Source organism: Paenibacillus sp. Aloe-11, assembly GCF_000245715.1.
GTDB classification, from domain to species: domain Bacteria; phylum Bacillota; class Bacilli; order Paenibacillales; family Paenibacillaceae; genus Paenibacillus; species Paenibacillus kribbensis.
Genome location: NZ_JH601048.1, coordinates 17,452 through 36,797 on the forward strand (window position 1 = coordinate 17,452; position 19,346 = coordinate 36,797).

Genomic DNA, 19,346 nt, shown 5'->3' on the forward strand with positions numbered 1-19,346 from the left:
CAAGATCCAGCCACTGCGGTCATTTTATTCGACGTCGTGCTGGGGTACGGCGGTCATGATGACGTAGCGGGCGTGCTGGCTCCGGCAATTGAGAAGGCTGCAGCCAAGGCGAAGACGGAAGGCCGCAACCTCTATTTTGTAGCTGCTTTGTGCGGCACCCATCAGGATCCGCAGTCTTATGAAGAGCAGAAGCGCAAGTTCGAACAGGCGGGCGTGTTAGTCAAAGAGAGCAACAACCAGGCAGTGCGCACGGTGCTGGCCATGATGCAGCTCTTCCTTGAAGACTCGCCAAAGGCACACCGTCCTGCAACAACATTCGCTCCCCAGGCGTTCTCCACCTCTGCCGCAATCGAAGCGTTGCTTGCCGGGAAGCCGTCTGTCATTAATGTGGGGCTGCGGAAGTTTACAGAATCCATTACTGCAAGCGGTGCTCCGGCAATCCAGTATGATTGGAGACCGGTTGCGGGCGGCAGCGTGAAGATGCAGCAAATATTAAACCAATTAAAAGATTACCGGTTTACGAGTTAACGATAAAATCAACTGCTATGAACTGCGCCTACGTTGAATAATCAACGTTGCAGATGAACAGCCAGGAGGGAATATCATATGAAATATCAGACTATTGATGAAGCCAATCGGGCGGTTATTGACAAAATTGCTGGCGGAGCGCCGTTTCTCGTCGATGTAGTACCGGCACATACCGTCATTCCGGAGTTGGAAGGCAAGACGCTGCTGCATGCGGGGCCGCCGATAGCATATAAGGACATGACAGGCCCCATGCAAGGCTCGTGCGTAGGTGCTGCTTTATTTGAGGGCTGGGCGAAGGATGAAATGGAGGCCCGCAGCATGCTTGAACAGGGCGATATCCATTTCATCCCGTGCCACCATGTCAAGGCAGTCGGACCTATGGGAGGAATCACATCCGGTAATATGCCGGTATTCGTAGTCAATAACCGTTCCGAAGGCAATGAGGCATACTGCATCATGAACGAAGGCATCGGCAAGGTGCTTCGCTTTGGGGCTTACTCAGAAGAAGTTATTACCCGCTTGACATGGATGAAGGACGTGCTTGGCCCGACACTTTCGCGGGCACTTAAGGCGACGGAGGAAGGTCTTAACCTGAATGTCATGATCGCGAAAGCCATTACGATGGGGGATGAATTCCATCAACGCAATATTGCCGCTTCGCTCGTTTTTTTGAAAGAAATCAGCCCTTATATTGTCAATCTTGATATGGACAAGCAAGAGATGCAAAGCGTTATCAAATTTTTGGCGGATACCGATCAATTTTTCCTGAATATCATGATGGCAGCGTCCAAGGCTGTAATGGACGGGGCCCGTACCATCCAAGCAGGCACGGTCGTAACCGCCATGTGCCGGAATGGACAGGACTTTGGCATCCGCATTAGCGGTATGGGAGACGAATGGTTTACCGCACCCGTAAATACACCGCAGGGGCTGTTTTTTACCGGCTTTTCACAAGCGGATGCCAACCCGGACATCGGCGACAGCGCGATTACGGAAACGTTTGGCGTTGGAGGGATGGCGATGATTGCCGCTCCAGGCGTTACACGGTTCGTCGGGGCCGGAGGGTTTCAAGATGCCTTGGCAACGAGCAATGAAATGGTCGAAATCTCCATCGACCAGAACCCGAACTTTACTGTTCCGACCTGGAACTTCCGCGGAATTTGTCTCGGTATTGATGCCAGAAAAGTAGTGGAAACGGGAATTACGCCAGTCATTAATACCGGTATTGCCCACAAGGAGCCGGGTGTGGGACAGATCGGCGCCGGTACAGTGCGTCCGCCTGTCGAATGCTTTGAGAAGGCGCTTGAAGCTTATGCGTCGAAGCTCGGACTTCTGTAAGGCGTCGCTTTATACGTCTTGTCTCATGGGAGAGGAGATTCACGCCCAGCTTACGGCATTCCTCTCCCGGAGGCCGATTGGCCGTGTCCACAGCATTTTCGAGAACGGAATCAATTTGGCCATGGAAGATGCATTGATTTTTGTCGGGACAACGAAAAACGGCAGAGTTCCATTCGGCATTCATATGGGACAAGAAAGTGTCAGCAGGCTGCGTTTTTATGTCAGGTGCAATGACGAGGTTGTTGCCAGGACGCCGGACATGCTTCAATTCTGTCATCCCCAATACCCGGTGACACTTGATCTTTCGCGAGCCGCGTCATTCCATTATGAAATCCGTGCCTATCATTACAGTAGTTTTCTTGATTTATTTCACGTTGATGCATTAGTGAAAACATGTCTCACTTGGGGGGTGCCGACGGGACTCGACGTCGAATGGAACCGCTTTCTAGCGAATGATTACAGGCCGGATGATCGGCAGTACGCTACGATACGGCATGCGGAACAATTGCTTGACGCCTTGTTATCCGATGAAGTCCAGGCCATCGCGGCGCCTTTGCGTTATTTTCTGGGGCGTGGGCCAGGACTGACACCGTCGGGAGACGATTTCCTTATCGGATTGTTGGCCGTTCATAGATTGACCGGCGCTTTTCATCCAGCGTTTTTGACCATCTTGCGTCATATTTTGGAAACAGAAGCAATTACGACAGATGTAAGCAAAGCTTATTTGCTCCATGCGCTGCACGGCCGATTCAGTGACAAGGTAACCCGGGTGCTGAACGCGATGGTTATGAAAAATGCATCTTATTTTCAAACCAGGCTTTTGCTATTGCTGCAAACCGGACACAGTTCCGGAATCGATACGGTATTTGGGATCGCCAATGCCATCATGGCCCTAAGGAGGTATAAACATGTCAGAACGAGTTGTGATTGCATTGGGGGGCAACGCCATTTTGCGGCCACACCAAGAAGCAACCTATGAGAACCAGCTAGAAAATGTACGCAGCAGCAGTGAAAAGATTGCTGATATCGTGGAAGCGGGCTATAAAGTCGTCATTACACATGGCAATGGTCCGCAGGTGGGATTGATTTTGCAGCAAAATGAAGAAGCAAAAGAGGTTGTCTCTCCTTTTCCGTTAGACGTATGCAGTGCGGAGTCTCAAGGATTCATCGGTTACATGCTCGATCAATCCTTAAAGAATGAACTGCGGAAGCGGGGCCTGACGCAGCAGGTCGTCAGTGTGCTGACACAAACGCAGGTATCTGAGGAAGATGAAGCCTTTCTGCATCCGACCAAGCCAATCGGCACCTTCTACAACGAAGATCAAGCCAGACAAATGATACAGAAGAAAGGCTGGAATATGCAGGAAGATGCGGGCCGGGGGTGGCGTCGTGTCGTTCCTTCGCCGCAGCCGCAGTCTATTTTGGAGGCAGAAACCATTATGGGGCTTGTCGAGAGCGGAGCAATTGTCATTGCTTCCGGAGGCGGAGGCATTCCGGTTATCCAGCAGACGGACGGCACGATTAAAGGCGTCGAAGCGGTAATCGATAAGGATCGCAGCGGCCGCAAATTGGCCGAGGAAGCGAACGCCGATATCTTCATGATGGTGACAGACGTGCAAAATGTTTTCATTCATTACGGCAAGCCGGAGCAGCAGGCGCTAGGCCATATCAGTATGGAGGAAGCCAAACAGTACGTTCAGGAGGGACATTTCTCCACAGGCAGTATGGGACCGAAGATAGAGGCGGCTATATCATTTGCAGAACAAGGAAAACACGCCATTATATGTTCGATCGAAGATGCCGTTTCGGCTCTCAGGGGAATAGCCGGTACGCATATTTCCTGATTAGCCGGCACAGTCAAGAGGGTGCAAGCGTCCACATTAGTCATAATTTGTAAAGTAGACGAGAGAGAAACACATCATCATGCAGCAACCGTTTCCTGGTATTCAATCGGGGAGCGGTTGTTTCGTTTTTTCTGAAAGATCTCGTAGTTATAGAACGTAATATATTCTCTTACGGCCTGCTCAATTAATTGGCAACAACACGGATTTGTGTAGAGAAATCCCCGGATATTTAAACGCTTTTGGGATAACAGCAAAACTATAATAAAAAGGAATTTAAATTATGTAAGCGCAATCATTTTTGGGTATTTGCTTGTCATCACAATATAATCGAGGAGGACGACTTGGATGGCTCAAAGGAAAGGCGCATGGCGAAAGGGAAGCTTGACCGCCGCGTTGGCAACGATGCTGGCGATGACGGGCACGACTGGAGGAGTGGCTGCGGAAGATTTGACCGAACCGACGACGCTACAGACGGAATCAGCAATTGCTACTGAACAGTATCGCAGTGGCAGCATCCAGCTGGAAAAGCTGGATCGCGGACTGGTAGCTGCGGTGACGCAGGAGGGTGTGTTTTTAAGTTGGCGGTTGTTGGCCCAGGAAGTGAATGGCTACGGCTCAACAGGACTGACGGGAGCGGACTTTAACGTATACCGTGACGGCAAGAAAATTGCGACGGTGACCGATAGCACCAACTATGTCGATAAGGAAGGAAGCGGAAATGCGGTGTACAGGGTGGCTTCAGTCGTTAACGGGAAAGAAAAGGATCGCAGTGCCAAAGTGAAGCCATGGCAGCAGGGCTACTATGAGCTTCCTCTTCAAAAGCCTGCCAATGGCACAACACCCGCAGGTGAAGCCTATACCTACTCAGCCAACGATATGAGCGTGGGCGATGTGGACGGAGACGGACAATATGAGTTTTTTGTAAAATGGGACCCGTCGAATTCCAAAGATGTATCTCAGAAAGGCTACACCGGAAATACGTATGTCGATGCGTATACGTTCGAGGGCAAGCTGCTGTATCGGATTGACCTCGGTGTGAATATTCGATCAGGTGCGCACTATACACAGATGATGGTGTACGATTTTGACGGAGACGGCAAAGCCGAGCTGATGTTCAAGACGGCTCCGGGCACCAAAACGATTACCTTTGACAAGAAGGGCAAGCCGAAAAAAGAAAAATATATTACCCTGCCCCGCGAGGATCGCAAAGCTGGAATTACACATCAGGATGATTATCGTTTGAGCCGCACGGATTATTATGAGCATGTAGTGAACATGTTCATGAACTGGACGAAGCATGAAGAAGTGGTCAAAGGACAGTGGCCTGCTACGCTGGAGGAGTGCTTTGGTATTGCTCCCAAGTACAGCTATCCGTTATCCCGAAAGGATGCGGAAAGCCTGACGGACTATTTTATGGATGTATATGCCCCTTCGCGGAGCGACAAAAACAAGCTGAGAGAGTTCGAAGGCTTTATTGTGGATGGGCCGGAGTATTTGACCATTTTCAAAGGAAAAACGGGAGCTGAGCTGGAAACCATCCGCTATGAGCCGGAGCGCCATGACGATGGCCTCATGTGGGGAGATTACGCTATGGCCCGGATTGAACCTGCCAACCGTGTAGATCGTTTCCTGGCAGGGGTGGCTTATCTGGACGGCCGCAAGCCTTATGCTGTTTTTGCACGCGGCTATTATACCCGTTCTACGCTGGTCACCTATACATGGGACGGCCGCCATCTCCAAAAGCATTGGATGGTGGACAGCGGCTGGGCACCCATGACCAATCCGTTTAACGATAGCCCGCACGGACGGGACGGAACAGACCCGAAATTCGGCACCTTGACTACACAGGGAGCACACTCACTGAGTATGGTGGATGTAGATGGTGACGGCAAGGACGAGATCGTATACGGCTCTGCTACCATCGACCATGACGGCAGTCTGCTGTACAGCTCGTTTGATGTCATGCCTCCTGAAAGCGCCATTCCGGGTCAAACCGCCAGACTGGGCCACGGTGATGCGTTGCATGTGACCGATATTGACCCGGATCGGCCGGGCAAAGAAATCTTTATGGTGCATGAGGGTGGAACCTATGCTCCATATGGCTATTCGCTACGGGATGCCAAGACGGGTAAAGTCATCTACGGCGGATATTCCGGCAAGGATACAGGCCGCGGAATGATCGGTGACATAGACCCGGATCAGCGAGGGCTGGAAACCTGGGCTATGGGCTTGTGGACTGCGGCGGGCAAGCAGCTTGATACGAAGATGCCAGGCACCAATATGAGTATCAAATGGGCTGCCAATATGACCACACAAATCGTGAACGGGGCGATCGACGTAACCCCGACCATTGAAGACTGGAAACGCGGCACATTGCTGACCGCAACAGGCACCAAAACGAACAATTATACGAAAGGAACGCCATCGCTGGTTGCCGACGTTTTCGGAGATTGGCGCGAGGAAATGCTTGTCCGTACAGCGGATAGCTCGGCGATCCGTATCTATTTGAGCACCGAGCCTACGACGCATAAGTTATACACGTTGATGCATGATCCGCAGTACCGGGCGGATGTGGCGCGTCAGAATACCGGCTATAACCAGCCGTCCTACACGAGCTTTTACTTCGCATCCGATATGGATTGGGCGAACGTGCCGATTCCCAAGCTTTACACACCAAGAGCTTTGATGGAGGAAGAGAGCAGCGACGAAGCGGATGAGGCAGAGGCATCGAAGATCGATGAAAAGGAAATCGATAAAACGGAGGTTGATGGAACAAAAGTCGAAGGGGCGGAAATAGATGGATAGAAATAAAAGCCGAGTCAGTGAAATTAGTAGACGATTTATAATGCTAGTTGAACACTAAGATTCTATCCCGGATAAATTAATTAATGGATTAGCAAAATGGCAAGCCTCTGAATGATGTAGGGGCTTGCCGTTTTGTATTTTTAGAGCTTTTACAGCAGAGTTGAATCTATCCAGGGTCGGCATTTCTGGTTTTAGAACATCTCTAAAATAGCAAATCTGCTGAAAGCAGCGGAGAGGACGGAACGATTGCAGAAAAGCGTCAGCGGAGCGTCGTCAGAACACCTTTTTTACTCTCACCATCTATCGCAATGTCGGAGTGGACTCTCTAAATATCGGCTCTGTTTTGATATGTGTGATTTGATAAGGTCGTGAAGGATCCTTGACCCGCGCCAGCAGCATCTCAGCCGCCGTAATGCCCATCTCGTTGTTGTAAATATGGACGGTAGATAGATGAGGTTCTACAATCCGGGATTCAGGAGCATTATCAAATCCAAACACAGCAATATCCTCCGGAATTCTCATGTTTTTATTTTTGAGCGCTTTCATGACACTGACCGCAATAAAATCATTGGCACACACAAACGCAGACGGCAGCACGTTCATATGCTGCAATTGTTTATCCATCCAATCCGACTCGGAGAAAAAATTTCGGTCCTGATCAATGATACAGCAGGATAAATCCACATTTAGACCGGCTTCGATTAGAGCTTGGTTATATCCAACCCACCGCTCGTTGAAGCTTTTGCAATGCTGATAATCCCCCACAAAACCGATTCGCGTTAAGCCGCCCTGAATCAGGCTTTTGGTGACAGAATAAACGCTATGTTCATTTTCCATCAACAATAAATCCGCTTTCAGATCAGGGGAAAAAATGTCCACAGAGCAATCAATAAAGATCGTGGGCAGTCCCAACCCCGTAACAAGCTCACTATACTGTGGATCAAACATTTCAATACAAATGATTCCATCGACCTTGGAGGCTTCAAAATTATTAGGAAGTGTTCCCGCATGAATTTCATTGTCCCGCACAATATGAATCGACAGATTATACCCTTCCGCGCTTATTCTTTTCTCCAGACCACTGATGAGAAAGGAGCCAAAATGCGAGCTGTTCGGCAGATTGCATGTAAACAAGGCAATGTTACCTTGATTTTTCGGGATGATGCTCTCCGTTTCTACATAGGCAAATTGCTTATATTTGAGTTCTATCGCTTTTTTTATGACTTTGTTCCGGGTCTCAACCGGGATGCTGTCACTCCCATTAATTGCTTTGGAGGCGGTGTTTCGGGAAATCCCCAAAGCATCGGCGATATCTTGAATAGTTACTTTTTCTTTCCTCATGGACAGGTTCCACCTTCGCTTATATATGATTGTCGGTGAGATACGGTTGCCCTTTCCGATTCTCCGTATAGACCTTAAAAATGTATCCTAAATGTATAATAGTTCGCATAAAATAGCAACGTTCGCATTACAAATGATTCAATTATTTTTACATTTGAAAAGTGTGTTTGACAAGTGTGTTTAACTCAATCCTTTTAAAGGATGAGTTTGAATTTAAATATAGGATGAACACAAGGATGAACAAAAAATTATATGATAAACAGAGTAATTAGGGTGATTTTAAAAGGTCTTTTATCATTTTATGTTACAAAATGACAGCTCATTAGTACAAAAAATTTGGTCAAATGTAAAAATATTATTTTACAAAAATTATTGACGAATAACGTTCTGATTGGTAAATTGAAGATGTGAATTGTAAGCCTTTTCAAATTTATTGTACAAACGGTTTATTACAGACAGGGGGGATGCAAATGGCAAACTTGGCCAAGGCGGCTCAAAGAACTGCCAGACTGGGGGAGCAAAGGTCCATTCGTAGCAAATTAGACTATATTCACAAGAACTACTTTCTTTACGTACTGCTGGCGCCTGCATTGATTCTTACGATTCTTTTCAAGTATGTCCCGATGTATGGAGCCATTATTGCGTTCAAGGATTTTAGTCCACTCAAAGGAATTTGGGGAAGTGATTGGGTCGGGCTGAAATACTTTTCTAAATTCTTGAACTCGCCCAATTTTACGGATATTTTCTTTAATACGCTGAAGCTGAGCTTCTATGGTCTTTTGCTCGGGTTTCCTGTGCCGATCCTGTTGGCGGTCATGCTGAACCAAATCCGCAAGGCGGGATTGAAAAAGAATATCCAGCTTGTATTGTACGCGCCTAATTTTATCTCTGTCGTTGTCATTGTGGGTATGCTGTTTATTTTCTTGTCTCCCACAGGTCCGATCAATCAGCTCATCGCGTCGGTGACCGGCAACCCTGTGATCTTTATGACAGAGCCTGAATATTTCCGCTCGATTTATATCCTGTCTGGAATTTGGCAGGGGGCAGGGTGGTCTTCGATCATTTATGTAGCAGCCCTGGCCAATGTAGATCCTGAGCTGCATAATGCAGCCAGTCTGGACGGGGCCAACCTGCTCCAGCGCATTTGGCATATTGATTTGCCGACGATTAAACCGATCATGGCCATTGTTTTTATTCTCGCAGCCGGAGGGATCATGTCGATTGGCTTTGAGAAAGCGTATCTCATGCAGACATCCATGAATTTGCCTACCTCTGAAATTATTCCTACCTATGTGTATAAAGTCGGTTTGCAATCCGGTAATTACGCCTACTCTGCGGCTGTCGGGCTGTTCAATTCGGTAATTAATGTGGTTTTGCTGCTGACCGTTAACTTTATCGTCAAGAAGCTCAATGAGGGAGAAGGGCTGTACTAGGAAAGGAGCCTCTTTATGCATGTCAAACATTCCAATCTGGACCGCTTCATCATCAGTGTGAATTACATTTTGCTTGGTCTGGCTGTTTTAGCTATCGTAGTTCCCTTGGGTTATATCGTTATTGCGTCGTTTATGGACCCGACTGTTTTGTTAAGTAAAGGGCTATCCTTCCGGATTTCGGATTGGAGCGTGGAGGGATATCGGAAAATTTTGTCCAACCCGGCGATGCTCCGTGGATTTGCCAATTCGGTGTTCTATTCTACATGCTTTGCCCTGATCTCAGTGACCGTTTCGATTTGCGCCGGCTACGCCTTGTCGGTAAACAGCCTGGTGGGACGGAACTTCTTCATGACATTGTTTATCATCACCATGTTTTTCAGTGGAGGGCTGATTCCAACCTACCTGCTGGTCAAAAACTTAGGGATGCTGGATACCGTATGGGCCATTCTTCTTCCCGGTGCGATCAACGTGTGGGATCTGATTTTGGCGCGAACCTTCTTTAAGGGGGTGCCGAATGAATTAAAAGAAGCTGCCAACGTGGATGGAGCTTCGGATTGGACGATATTTTTCAGAATCGTGCTGCCGCTGTCCAAACCGATTATTTTTGTAATTGCGCTATATGCCTTTGTCGGTCAGTGGAATTCTTATTTTGATGCCATGATTTATCTGGATAATGCACAGCTGCATCCGCTTCAATTGGTGCTCCGATCCATTCTGATCCAAAACCAGACGATGCCTGGCATGATTAGTGACCAATTAGCGATGGCTGAGCTGAAACGTCTCTCCGAAATGATCAAATATTCATCTATTGTCATTTCCAGTCTTCCGCTACTGGTAATGTATCCTTTTTTTCAAAAATATTTTGAGAAGGGCGTTATGGTCGGTTCCTTAAAATAATAGGCGCTGTACACACCATACGCAACATGCTCCTTTACTTTATTCCATGGAGGTCATCCAGATGAAAATGCTCAAAACTGCCTCATTTGCTGCATTGGCGGCGATTCTGGTTCTTTCCGGCTGCGGCAGCAGCAGTTCCTCTAATGAGAACGATTCAACAGATGTGAATGGAAAAATGACGCTTAACTTTTTAACCCAAAGCTCACCACTCGCTCCGGCAGACCCGAATGACAAGCTGATTAACAAACGGCTGGAAGAAAAAACGGGTATTCATATTCGTTGGAAGAACTTTACCAGTGATCAGTTTGTTGAAAAAAGAAATCTGGCCATTGCCAGCGGCGATTTGCCGGATGCGGTGTTCGATGCGGGCTACTCGGATTATGATCTGCTCAAGCTCGCCAAAGACGGCGTCATTATTCCAGTGGAGGATTTAATTGAACAGCACATGCCGAATTTTAAAAAGGTGCTGGAGCAAGCGCCGGAATATAAAGCGATGTTGACCGCGCCAGATGGACATATTTACTCCTTTCCGTGGATCGAAGAATTGGGGACGGGAAAAGAAGCGATCCAGTCTGTGGATGATTTGCCGTGGATTAATGTGGAGTGGCTGAACAAGCTGGGGTTGTCCATGCCGACAACGACCGAAGAGCTGAAGCAGGTCTTGATTGCCTTTAAAACAAAAGATCCCAACGGCAACGGGCAGGCGGATGAAATTCCGTTATCGTTTATAGATAAGCCCGGCGGCGAGGATTTGGCCTTTTTATATGGGTCCTTTGGGCTTGGGGAGAACTGGGACCATACGGTAGTGACAAACGATGAAAAAGTCGTATTTACGGCGGCGGATAACGGATATAAGGAAGCGGTCAAATACATTCATGATTTATATCAGGAAGGGCTGGTGGATATTGAATCCTCCCAGCAGGATTGGAATACTTATCTGGCCAAAGGGAAGGATCACCGCTATGGCCTGTACTTTACATGGGATAAAGCGAATATTACAGGCATGAATGATAAATATGAGCTCATGCCGCCGCTGGCCGGTCCGGATGGACATGTGAATGTCACACGGACGAATGCCATAGGCTTCGATCGGGGGCGCATGGTGATCACCAGTGCCAATAAGAAGCTGGAGGCTACCGCCAAGTGGATTGACCAGCTCTATGAGCCGCTCCAGTCCATACAGAACAATTGGGGGACTTACGGGGATACCAAGCAGAAAAATATTTTTGAGTATGATGCCACAAAAGGAATGCTGAAGCATCTGCCGCTGGAAGGCTCGGCGCCGGTGGAAATCAGACAAAAGACGAACATTGGCGGACCGTTAGCTGTGCTGAATGAATACTACGGAAAATACACGACGCGGCCGGAAGATGCTACGTGGAGGCTGGGTTTGCTCAAAAAGGTGATGGTTCCCCATATGCAGGCTGATCATAATTATCCCAAAGTATTTTTCTCCATAGATGAGCTGGACCGCTTATCGACCATTGAAACCGATCTGTTCGCCTATGTTCTTCGAAAACGTACGGAATGGTACCAGAACGGCAAGGTGGAGGAGGAGTGGCCGGAATATTTGCAGGAGTTGAACAGTCTGGGGCTGCAGGAATGGCTGCAAATCAAACAGGCGGGCTATGACAGAAACGCAGGCAAATGATTCTTATTCGAGGGAGCTGGAGTGTATGAACGTGATTAGGCAGGATAAATACCGCCCATCCTATCACTTTTCACCGAAAAGCGGATGGCTGAATGATCCGAATGGACTGGTTTATTTTGAAGGACGTTATCATTTGTTTTATCAGCATCACCCATTTGGCACGACATGGGGGCCTATGCATTGGGGGCACGCTGTCAGCACCGATTTGGTGACCTGGGAGGAGCAGCCGATTGCTTTGGAGCCGGATGAGCATGGGATGATTTTTTCCGGGAGTGCCGTAGTGGATGAGCAGGATACCTCCGGATTTTTCGGAGGCAGGCCGGGTTTGGTAGCTATTTTTACCCATCATGATTCACCTCCGGGTACGGGGCAGGTACGGGAGTGTCAGAGCCTTGCCTATAGTACGGATTCGGGTAAAAGCTGGATTAAATACGCGGACAACCCGGTGCTGGAGGATGAGCATTGCCTTGATTTTCGGGACCCCAAAGTATTTTGGCATAAGCCTACAGAGCAATGGGTGATGGTGCTGGCTTGTGGTCAGACGATTCGCATCTATCATTCTCCGAATCTGAAGGAATGGACCTTTGCCAGTGAATTTGGCCATGGCATCGGTAGCCATGACGCGGTCTGGGAATGCCCGGATTTATTTCCGCTGCATATTGATGGGAAGCGGGCACAGGTGAAGTGGGTCATGCTCGTAAGTATTGGTGATGCTCCGACGATTCGGGAAGGGTCCAGAACACAGTATTTTACGGGTGAATTTGATGGAACGACCTTTGTACCCGATGTAGATAGTGAAAAGGTCCGCTGGCTCGACCATGGCAGGGATAACTACGCAGGTGTGTGCTGGTCGGATATCCCGGTGAGGGACGGACGACGCCTGTTTATTGGATGGATGAGCAACTGGAGATATGCCAATCTGACACCGACGGAACGCTGGAGAGGTGCCATGTCCATTCCGAGAGAGCTCACGCTGGAAACGAGACAAGGCAAAGTTGCACTTATTCAGCGCCCTGTTCGGGAACTGGAAGGACTGAGAACTCCCGTCCTGTCCCTGAAAGAGCCGTCATTGACGGAAATACGGGCTGCATTTTCGGCCTTGCAGTTGGACTGCTATGAGCTTGTAGCTGAGGTGGCAACCGGCGGAGACTTTGGCTTCAAGGTGCGGGTATCGGATGAACAGGAGACGCTTGTCGGTTATGCATCCGAAACACAGGAGGTATATGTAGACCGGACACGGTCAGGCTGTTCGGATTTTCATGAGGACTTTGCGGGAAGGCACGCCGTCCCGTTGGAAGCGGTAGAAAACCGATTGCACATTCATATCTATGTGGATCGGTCGTCTATTGAAGTGTTTTTTAACCACGGGCAGGTGGTGATTACCGATTTAATATTCCCTGATGCTACATCTAAGGGTCTTAAAATATTCACAGCGGATGAGCGGATTACGTTGTATTCGCTGGAGCTTTATGAGCTGAAATGAATGAGATGTTCTCGATATGAGCTCCACAGCGATTTTTTTCAGCATTTTGTAGTGAAAGCGCGGTATTGTTCCGTACTGGAAGGTGGGAGGCTGGGATGAAGGTGGAGTTGACAAACACGCGAACGAATCTGATTGATTGGAAGATTAAGGGACAGGGACACATGGAGGATAACGTCCAGGGTCTTTTGCTGAGGTCGGGGCCACAGAAAATTGTGATGGTTATGTCTGGGACAATGTCTAGGGATTTTAGTTTTGAAGCGGATGTTATGATCGTAGACACACATGCAGATGCTGCGCTGGTATTCCGTTCCAGTGAGGATGGACACTCCTTCTATATGCTCCAGATCGCGCCGGGTGCCGGATTGTTGCGATTGCGGGATGCTGCCGGAGACACCGGAAGACTGAAAGAGGAGCACCGGGTAGATGTAGTGAAAGGAAACATTTATCATCTCAAGGTGAGCATGGAAGGATCTCATCTTAAGGTGTATTGGAATGGGGGCTATAGTCCGATTATTGATGTGGTCGATACGACGTATACATCAGGATATTTGGGACTGAATGTTTGGAATGGATCGGCGTTATTTCAGAACATTCAGGTCAGTGATATGAATACCAATGTAGGCGAACCGCTTCTGATCCGTGGAAAATGGCAGCCTGACCTGCGGGGGCAGAGGGCCGAGAGAGCAAGCAGAGAGGGAAGCACAGGGGGGAGTATAGAGGGTGCGTTGAAAATATATGGCTCTGCAGCTGCAGACCTGGTGCTGGAAGGGAGTGTGACCCTGGATCCTGCTGAACCGGGAATCGAAGCAGGATTATTTTTCAGAGGAAGCCAAGACGGGAAAGATGGATATGTTGCTTCTGTGCAGGGTGAAGGGAATCAGATTTGCGTACACTTGAAAAAGGCAGACGGAACGTTGATTACAAGCTCGGCACAGACGTATCTGGCTTCGTCGGGCGGTAGACACAGTTTGGAAATCAACGCACATGGAGAGCGGATTCGCGTGTTTATAGATGGCTATACTCCTGCGGCGATTGACATCGTGGATAACAGCTATGCCAGCGGTTTTACAGGCATGAAGGTGACTGGGGGGACGGCTTGTTTTCAGGATATCTACCTCACCCCCGCCCTGGATCACTATACAGAAAAGTATCGGCCGCAGTATCATTATTCCCCTGCCAGAGGTTCGGCAAGCGATCCGAATGGATTGGTTTATTTTGAAGGAGAGTACCACCTGTTCCATCAGGATGGAGGACAATGGGCGCATGCAGTCAGCCCCAATTTATTGGATTGGAAAAGGCTTCCGTTCGCATTGGAGTGGAATGATCTTGGACATATCTGGTCAGGATCGGCTGTAGCAGACCTGACCAATGCCTCTGGCTTGTTCGGCGATTATGGTGGAAAAGGGCTGATCGCTTATTATACTTCCTTCAATCCAGATCAGCCGAGGGGGAACCAGAGGATTGGGCTTGCCTACAGCACGGACCGGGGGCGCACATGGCAATACTCGGTAGACCGTCCCATTGTGATCGAGAATCCGGGCAAAAGGGAAGGCGACCCCGGCAATTGGGATTTTCGTGATCCGAAAGTGGTATGGGACGAAATCGATCAGCGCTGGATCATGGTCGTGTCGGGAGGCGATCATATCCGTTTTTTTACCTCCACGAATCTGATCGATTGGGGATGGGCGGATAATTTCGGTTATGGCGATTATATACGTGGCGGGGTATGGGAATGCCCGGATCTATTTCGGCTTCCGGTTGAAAACGAAGATACCTATAAATGGGTACTCATGATTAGCACTGGAGCCAGTGCGAACACTCAGGGATCGGATGCGGAATATTTTATCGGTCAGCTGACGCCTGAGGGGAAATTCCAAAATGATCTTTCGCCTGGAAATGTGTTGAAAACCGATTGGGGCAAAGAATTCTATGCCTCCATGTCCTTCTCGAATGTACCCGATAGGCGGCGCATCATGCTGGCATGGATGACGAACTGGGACTACCCGTTCAGCTTTCCGACCTCTCCCTGGAAGGGGCAGTTTACCATTCCAAGAGAGCTGTCGCTCAAAACGACCCGTGAGGGTATTCGTCTCATACAGCATCCTGTATCTGAGTTAAATTCGCTGCGTTCTCCTTTATTTTCGCTGGAGAATCACAGTGTTAACGAACCATCTCTGAATATACTGGAGGGCTTGAAGGCGAGTGCTTATGAAATTGAGGCAGAGTTCGAGCTGCCTTCCGGTGAAGCGGCTATGGAATTGGGGTTCCACCTGAGGAGCGGTGGAGATCAAAGAACAGTGGTCGGCTATACTACAGGTTTGCAACAGATATTCGTGAACCGCGCCGATTCAGGGCTTACTGACTTCTCCAGTCTGTTTACGACGCTTCATAAAGCGCCGCTTGCATCCAGCGGCAACCGAATCCGCATGAGAATATTCGTGGATGAAGCCTCGGTTGAGGTGTTTGGCAATGACGGAGAAGTTGTATTTTCGGAGATTATTTTACCGGATTCGGCGCGAAGAGGGATGAGCTTGTACACCCAGGGTGGTGAGGTCAAAGTCGTTTCTCTCCATGTATATGCTTTACAAAACAGCTGGAGGCCGCCAGCTGCTTTGTTCGACAGAGTGATCATGGATCACGCATATGTGGAGCTTGCGGGGGGGCAGTCGAAGCGTATGTACGCGAGTGTGGAGGGTGAGTCTGGAATAAAAGAAAGCGAGCTGATTTGGGCTTCCAGTAATCCTGGAATTGTGAAGATCACCGCGTCTGGAGATGGGAGTGCACTAATGGAAGCGATTTCGCCAGGAGAAGTTGTTATCACGGCTTCCGACCCTGAGGATAAGGTGCGCGGCAGTACCTTGGTGAAGGTGCACGGCGGGGTGTTTCATACCAACCTTACGGGCTGGAAGCCGGATGTTTCCGGTTCGCGGTGGATCGTGACAACGGACGGGGTTCGTGGAAGCTATACCATGGATGCAAATTACATGGCAATTGAGCAAGCGAATGATTTCACGTATGAGGCAGATGTGAAGCTATCTGGGCATGGCAGTGCAGGCTCCATGCTTTTCCGCGCCAATGCTGACGGATCAAACGGCTATTATTTGAATCTGGACCCCAATATGAAATGCATCCGTTTGTTCTATAAAAAAGACGGCCGTTTCGAGGATCGGCATGTGCTTGCCAAGGTTCCGAGGTTTGTCCTGCCGGATATGTTTTATCATATTAAAATCGTGGCGGAGGGCCTGCGCATTCGCGTTGACCTGGATGGTGAGCAAGTCATCGACCTGGAAGATGGGACGTTTACTGAGGGATATTTTGGTGTGAATGTATTTGGGGGGCAGGCTTTTTACCAAAATGTAAGGAATCAAAAAAATTAAATTTCCTATTTTGAGGATTTTGCAAAATCCTATTTTATCAAGAGAGCCGTGGTCGGACTCTCTTTTTTTACGGCTTAATGTCATTGAGAAAATGAAATGTAACCGCACACATGTGAAGGGGATGACATCTTACCTAACGCAGAAATTGACACATATGTGAAATGAGGACAAATGTCAGGGATTTCATGGAGAAGCGAATTGACTGGAATGGCCCCTGTCTCTAAGATGTAATTATATTCCAGACTAAAAAAGAGATTTGTGTAAGGGAATATAACGTGGAGAGGAGGGAATGAATGGACTCTTTAGCTGATCTCTCGGAGACCCCCTTAGCATTAGAAACCCTCAGACGACATCCCTGTTATAACGAAGAAGCGCATCGCTACTTTGCGCGCATTCATCTTCCGGTAGCTCCGGCCTGCAATATTCAGTGCCATTATTGCAACCGTAAATTCGATTGCGTCAATGAAAGCCGTCCGGGCGTGGTCAGTGAACTGCTCACACCGGAGCAGGCGGCGCTCAAGACCTATGGCGTAGCGGCACAGCTCATGCAGCTGTCCGTCGTCGGCATTGCGGGACCTGGAGATCCGCTGGCCAATGCGGACGCAACCTTCGATACCTTCCGCCGGGTCCGTGAGACAGTTAAGGATGTCATTTTCTGTCTCAGTACGAATGGCCTTACCTTGATCAGACATGTCGATAGGATTGTTGAGTTGGGCATTTCGCATGTCACGATCACGATCAATGCTGTAGATCCAGTGGTGGGGAGCCGCATTTATGGATGGATCTACGATGAAGGAAAACGCTACACAGGAGAGGAGGCCGCACGGCTGTTGATTGATCGTCAGCTGGCAGGCTTGAAGATGCTGGCTTCGAGAGGCGTTTTGTGCAAGGTGAACTCGGTGCTGATTCCCGAAGTCAATGATTCCCATCTGCCGGAGGTAGCCAGGGTGGTCAAGGAGCACGGTGCTGTGCTTCACAACATTATGCCGCTCATCATCGCTCCTGGCAGCCGGTATGAGCAGGAAGGGATGCGGGCTCCCCGTCCCCGTCTGGTCCGGCAGTTGCAGGAGCAATGTGCGGACGCGGGAGCCGTCATTATGCGCCATTGCCGTCAGTGCAGGGCGGATGCGATCGGACTGCTGGGCGATGATCGCAATCAGGATTTTACATGGGAGAACATAGCGGCTGGGCCTCCCATGGATGAAGGGGCAAGGGCACAATTTCAGAAAGAACTGGATGAGAAGGTGAGAGTAAAAATGGAACGCAAGGAGGGACAATCGGACCGTAAGCAATCGCCAACCGGGGCTGGCTGCAGCTGTCCGTTATCGGGAGATCAGCCTGAAGCAAGCTATGCCTCAAAGCCGGTCCTGATCGCCGTGGCCAGCCGTGGCGGAGGGAAGGTGAATCAGCATTTCGGCCGTGCCAAGGAGTTCATGATCTATGAAAGCGACGGGACTATTGTACATTTCGTAGGCATTCGCAAGGTGCAATCCTACTGTCACGGGAAAGCCGATTGCAACGGGGACAAGGCTGAGACGATGAAGGAGATCCTTTCCATGGTGCATGACTGTGCATTGCTGCTGTCGTCCGGCATAGGCGAAGCCCCCAAAGAGGCACTGCAGGAAGCTGGCGTACTGCCTATTGTATGTGGCGGAGATATTGAGGAATCCGTTTTGGAATACGTAAAATTTCTACGTTATATGTATCCTGTACAAAGGAGTAAGGGAAGTAAGCATTCACCCATTGAACATTTTGGAGGCTGAGAAAATATGAGACAAATTGCGTTTTACGGCAAGGGCGGTATCGGCAAATCGACAACCTCGCAGAATACACTGGCTCAGCTCGCGACCAAATTCAAACAAAAAATTATGATCGTAGGCTGTGATCCCAAGGCAGACTCCACCCGTCTTATTCTGAATACGAAGGCCCAACAGACAGTACTGCATCTGGCGGCTGAAAGGGGTACGGTGGAGGATTTGGAGCTGGAGGATGTTGTCCAGAAGGGCTTCGGTGACATTCTGAATGTAGAATGCGGCGGGCCAGAGCCTGGTGTCGGCTGTGCAGGGCGCGGCATCATCACGGCCATTAATTTTCTGGAGGAAGAGGGGGCCTACGAAGGGCTGGATTTTGTGTCCTACGATGTACTGGGCGACGTCGTGTGCGGGGGCTTCGCCATGCCGATCCGGGAGAAGAAGGCTCAGGAAATCTACATTGTATGCTCAGGCGAGATGATGGCCATGTACGCTGCCAACAATATTGCGCGCGGGATACTGAAGTACGCCAACAGCGGTGGGGTGCGTTTGGGCGGCTTAATCTGCAACAGCCGGAATACGGACCGGGAAGCGGAATTGATTACAGAGCTTGCGAGAAGGCTGAACACGCAGATGATCCACTTTTTGCCGCGTGACAATGTTGTGCAGCACGCTGAGCTGCGGCGTATGACCGTTACTCAATACAACCCGGACCATAAGCAGGCTGCGGAGTATGAAGAGCTGGCAGGTAAAATTTTGAATAACGATATGCTGACGGTTCCCACTCCTATTTCCATGGAAGAGCTGGAGGAGCTATTGATGGAATTCGGCATTATTGAGGATGAAGAGACTGCAATGAACAAAGCCGAGGCGTCGGGGCAGTAGGCTGCAGCCGGAA

13 protein-coding genes and 1 pseudogene are annotated in these 19,346 nt (G+C 49.2%); 12 read left to right on the top strand and 2 right to left on the bottom strand.

All coding sequences use genetic code 11. The annotated features are described in order from the left end of the window. The 4 genes and pseudogenes from WG8_RS28015 to arcC form a co-directional block, all read left to right on the top strand. Positions 1–528: pseudogene (locus WG8_RS28015) on the top strand (acyl-CoA synthetase FdrA); the annotation flags it as partial. 78 nt (positions 529–606) lie between these two features. Continuing rightward, a complete protein-coding gene (locus WG8_RS05065) occupies positions 607–1,866 on the top strand; it encodes a DUF1116 domain-containing protein (protein ID WP_007429031.1) in 1,260 nt (419 codons plus the stop codon). After that, the gene (locus WG8_RS05070) at positions 1,841–2,845 is read left to right on the top strand and encodes a DUF2877 domain-containing protein (protein ID WP_007429032.1); all 1,005 of its coding nucleotides are present in this window, start codon (positions 1,841–1,843) and stop codon (positions 2,843–2,845) included. Before WG8_RS05065 ends, WG8_RS05070 begins: the two co-directional genes overlap by 26 nt. Then, complete coding sequence (arcC, locus tag WG8_RS05075) at positions 2,775–3,710, top strand: carbamate kinase (RefSeq protein WP_043890803.1); 936 nt, start codon at positions 2,775–2,777, stop codon at positions 3,708–3,710. Before WG8_RS05070 ends, arcC begins: the two co-directional genes overlap by 71 nt. A gap of 77 nt (positions 3,711–3,787) precedes the next feature. Here the strand turns inward: arcC and WG8_RS29475 are convergent, their stop codons facing one another. Further along, positions 3,788–3,964 (bottom strand): IS3 family transposase, encoded by a 177-nt coding sequence (locus tag WG8_RS29475; protein ID WP_442950069.1) that lies wholly within the window; start codon positions 3,962–3,964, stop codon positions 3,788–3,790. Between the two features lie 91 nt (positions 3,965–4,055). On the opposite strand from WG8_RS29475, the gene WG8_RS05080 reads away from it, so the two are divergent. Then, the gene (locus WG8_RS05080) at positions 4,056–6,515 is read left to right on the top strand and encodes a rhamnogalacturonan lyase (RefSeq protein WP_007429034.1); all 2,460 of its coding nucleotides are present in this window, start codon (positions 4,056–4,058) and stop codon (positions 6,513–6,515) included. A 300-nt stretch (positions 6,516–6,815) separates the two neighbouring features. On the opposite strand, the gene WG8_RS05085 is transcribed toward WG8_RS05080, so the two are convergent. After that, on the bottom strand, positions 6,816–7,856 hold the full coding sequence (locus WG8_RS05085) for a LacI family DNA-binding transcriptional regulator (RefSeq protein WP_007429035.1): 1,041 nt from the start codon (positions 7,854–7,856) through the stop codon (positions 6,816–6,818). A 470-nt stretch (positions 7,857–8,326) separates the two neighbouring features. Here WG8_RS05085 and WG8_RS05090 point away from each other — a divergent pair, with 470 nt between their 5' ends. From WG8_RS05090 to nifH, 7 genes are all read left to right on the top strand, one after another. Further along, positions 8,327–9,289: an ABC transporter permease gene (locus WG8_RS05090; protein ID WP_007429036.1), complete on the top strand. Its 963-nt coding sequence runs from the start codon at positions 8,327–8,329 to the stop codon at positions 9,287–9,289. A 15-nt stretch (positions 9,290–9,304) separates the two neighbouring features. Beyond that, the gene (locus tag WG8_RS05095; RefSeq protein ID WP_007429037.1) at positions 9,305–10,186 is read left to right on the top strand and encodes a carbohydrate ABC transporter permease; all 882 of its coding nucleotides are present in this window, start codon (positions 9,305–9,307) and stop codon (positions 10,184–10,186) included. A gap of 61 nt (positions 10,187–10,247) precedes the next feature. Next, positions 10,248–11,837, top strand: coding sequence for an ABC transporter substrate-binding protein (locus WG8_RS05100; RefSeq protein ID WP_007429038.1), 1,590 nt, complete (start codon positions 10,248–10,250; stop codon positions 11,835–11,837). Between the two features lie 25 nt (positions 11,838–11,862). Further along, on the top strand, positions 11,863–13,320 hold the full coding sequence (locus tag WG8_RS05105) for a glycoside hydrolase family 32 protein (protein WP_007429039.1): 1,458 nt from the start codon (positions 11,863–11,865) through the stop codon (positions 13,318–13,320). 95 nt (positions 13,321–13,415) lie between these two features. Continuing rightward, positions 13,416–16,697, top strand: a complete 3,282-nt coding sequence (locus tag WG8_RS05110; RefSeq protein ID WP_007429040.1) for a GH32 C-terminal domain-containing protein — start codon at positions 13,416–13,418, stop codon at positions 16,695–16,697. A gap of 293 nt (positions 16,698–16,990) precedes the next feature. Continuing rightward, entirely contained in the window at positions 16,991–18,460 is a 1,470-nt protein-coding gene (gene nifB / locus WG8_RS05115) for a nitrogenase cofactor biosynthesis protein NifB (RefSeq protein ID WP_007429041.1), read from the top strand. A gap of 6 nt (positions 18,461–18,466) precedes the next feature. Then, positions 18,467–19,333 (top strand): nitrogenase iron protein, encoded by an 867-nt coding sequence (nifH, locus tag WG8_RS05120; protein ID WP_007429042.1) that lies wholly within the window; start codon positions 18,467–18,469, stop codon positions 19,331–19,333. The last annotated feature ends 13 nt before the right edge of the window (positions 19,334–19,346 follow it).

Bases quoted from the DNA above. Each gene is read 5' to 3' on its own strand.
- WG8_RS05065 (WP_007429031.1), top strand. From the start codon at position 607: ATGAAATATCAGACTATTGATGAAGCCAATCGGGCGGTTATTGACAAA.
- nifH (WP_007429042.1), top strand. From the start codon at position 18,467: ATGAGACAAATTGCGTTTTACGGCAAGGGCGGTATCGGCAAATCGACA.
- WG8_RS05105 (WP_007429039.1), top strand. From the start codon at position 11,863: ATGAACGTGATTAGGCAGGATAAATACCGCCCATCCTATCACTTTTCA.
- nifB (WP_007429041.1), top strand. From the start codon at position 16,991: ATGGACTCTTTAGCTGATCTCTCGGAGACCCCCTTAGCATTAGAAACC.
- WG8_RS05085 (WP_007429035.1), bottom strand. From the start codon at position 7,856: ATGAGGAAAGAAAAAGTAACTATTCAAGATATCGCCGATGCTTTGGGG.
- WG8_RS05095 (WP_007429037.1), top strand. From the start codon at position 9,305: ATGCATGTCAAACATTCCAATCTGGACCGCTTCATCATCAGTGTGAAT.
- arcC (WP_043890803.1), top strand. From the start codon at position 2,775: ATGTCAGAACGAGTTGTGATTGCATTGGGGGGCAACGCCATTTTGCGG.
- WG8_RS05110 (WP_007429040.1), top strand. From the start codon at position 13,416: ATGAAGGTGGAGTTGACAAACACGCGAACGAATCTGATTGATTGGAAG.
- WG8_RS05100 (WP_007429038.1), top strand. From the start codon at position 10,248: ATGAAAATGCTCAAAACTGCCTCATTTGCTGCATTGGCGGCGATTCTG.
- WG8_RS05080 (WP_007429034.1), top strand. From the start codon at position 4,056: ATGGCTCAAAGGAAAGGCGCATGGCGAAAGGGAAGCTTGACCGCCGCG.
- WG8_RS05070 (WP_007429032.1), top strand. From the start codon at position 1,841: ATGCGTCGAAGCTCGGACTTCTGTAAGGCGTCGCTTTATACGTCTTGT.
- WG8_RS05090 (WP_007429036.1), top strand. From the start codon at position 8,327: ATGGCAAACTTGGCCAAGGCGGCTCAAAGAACTGCCAGACTGGGGGAG.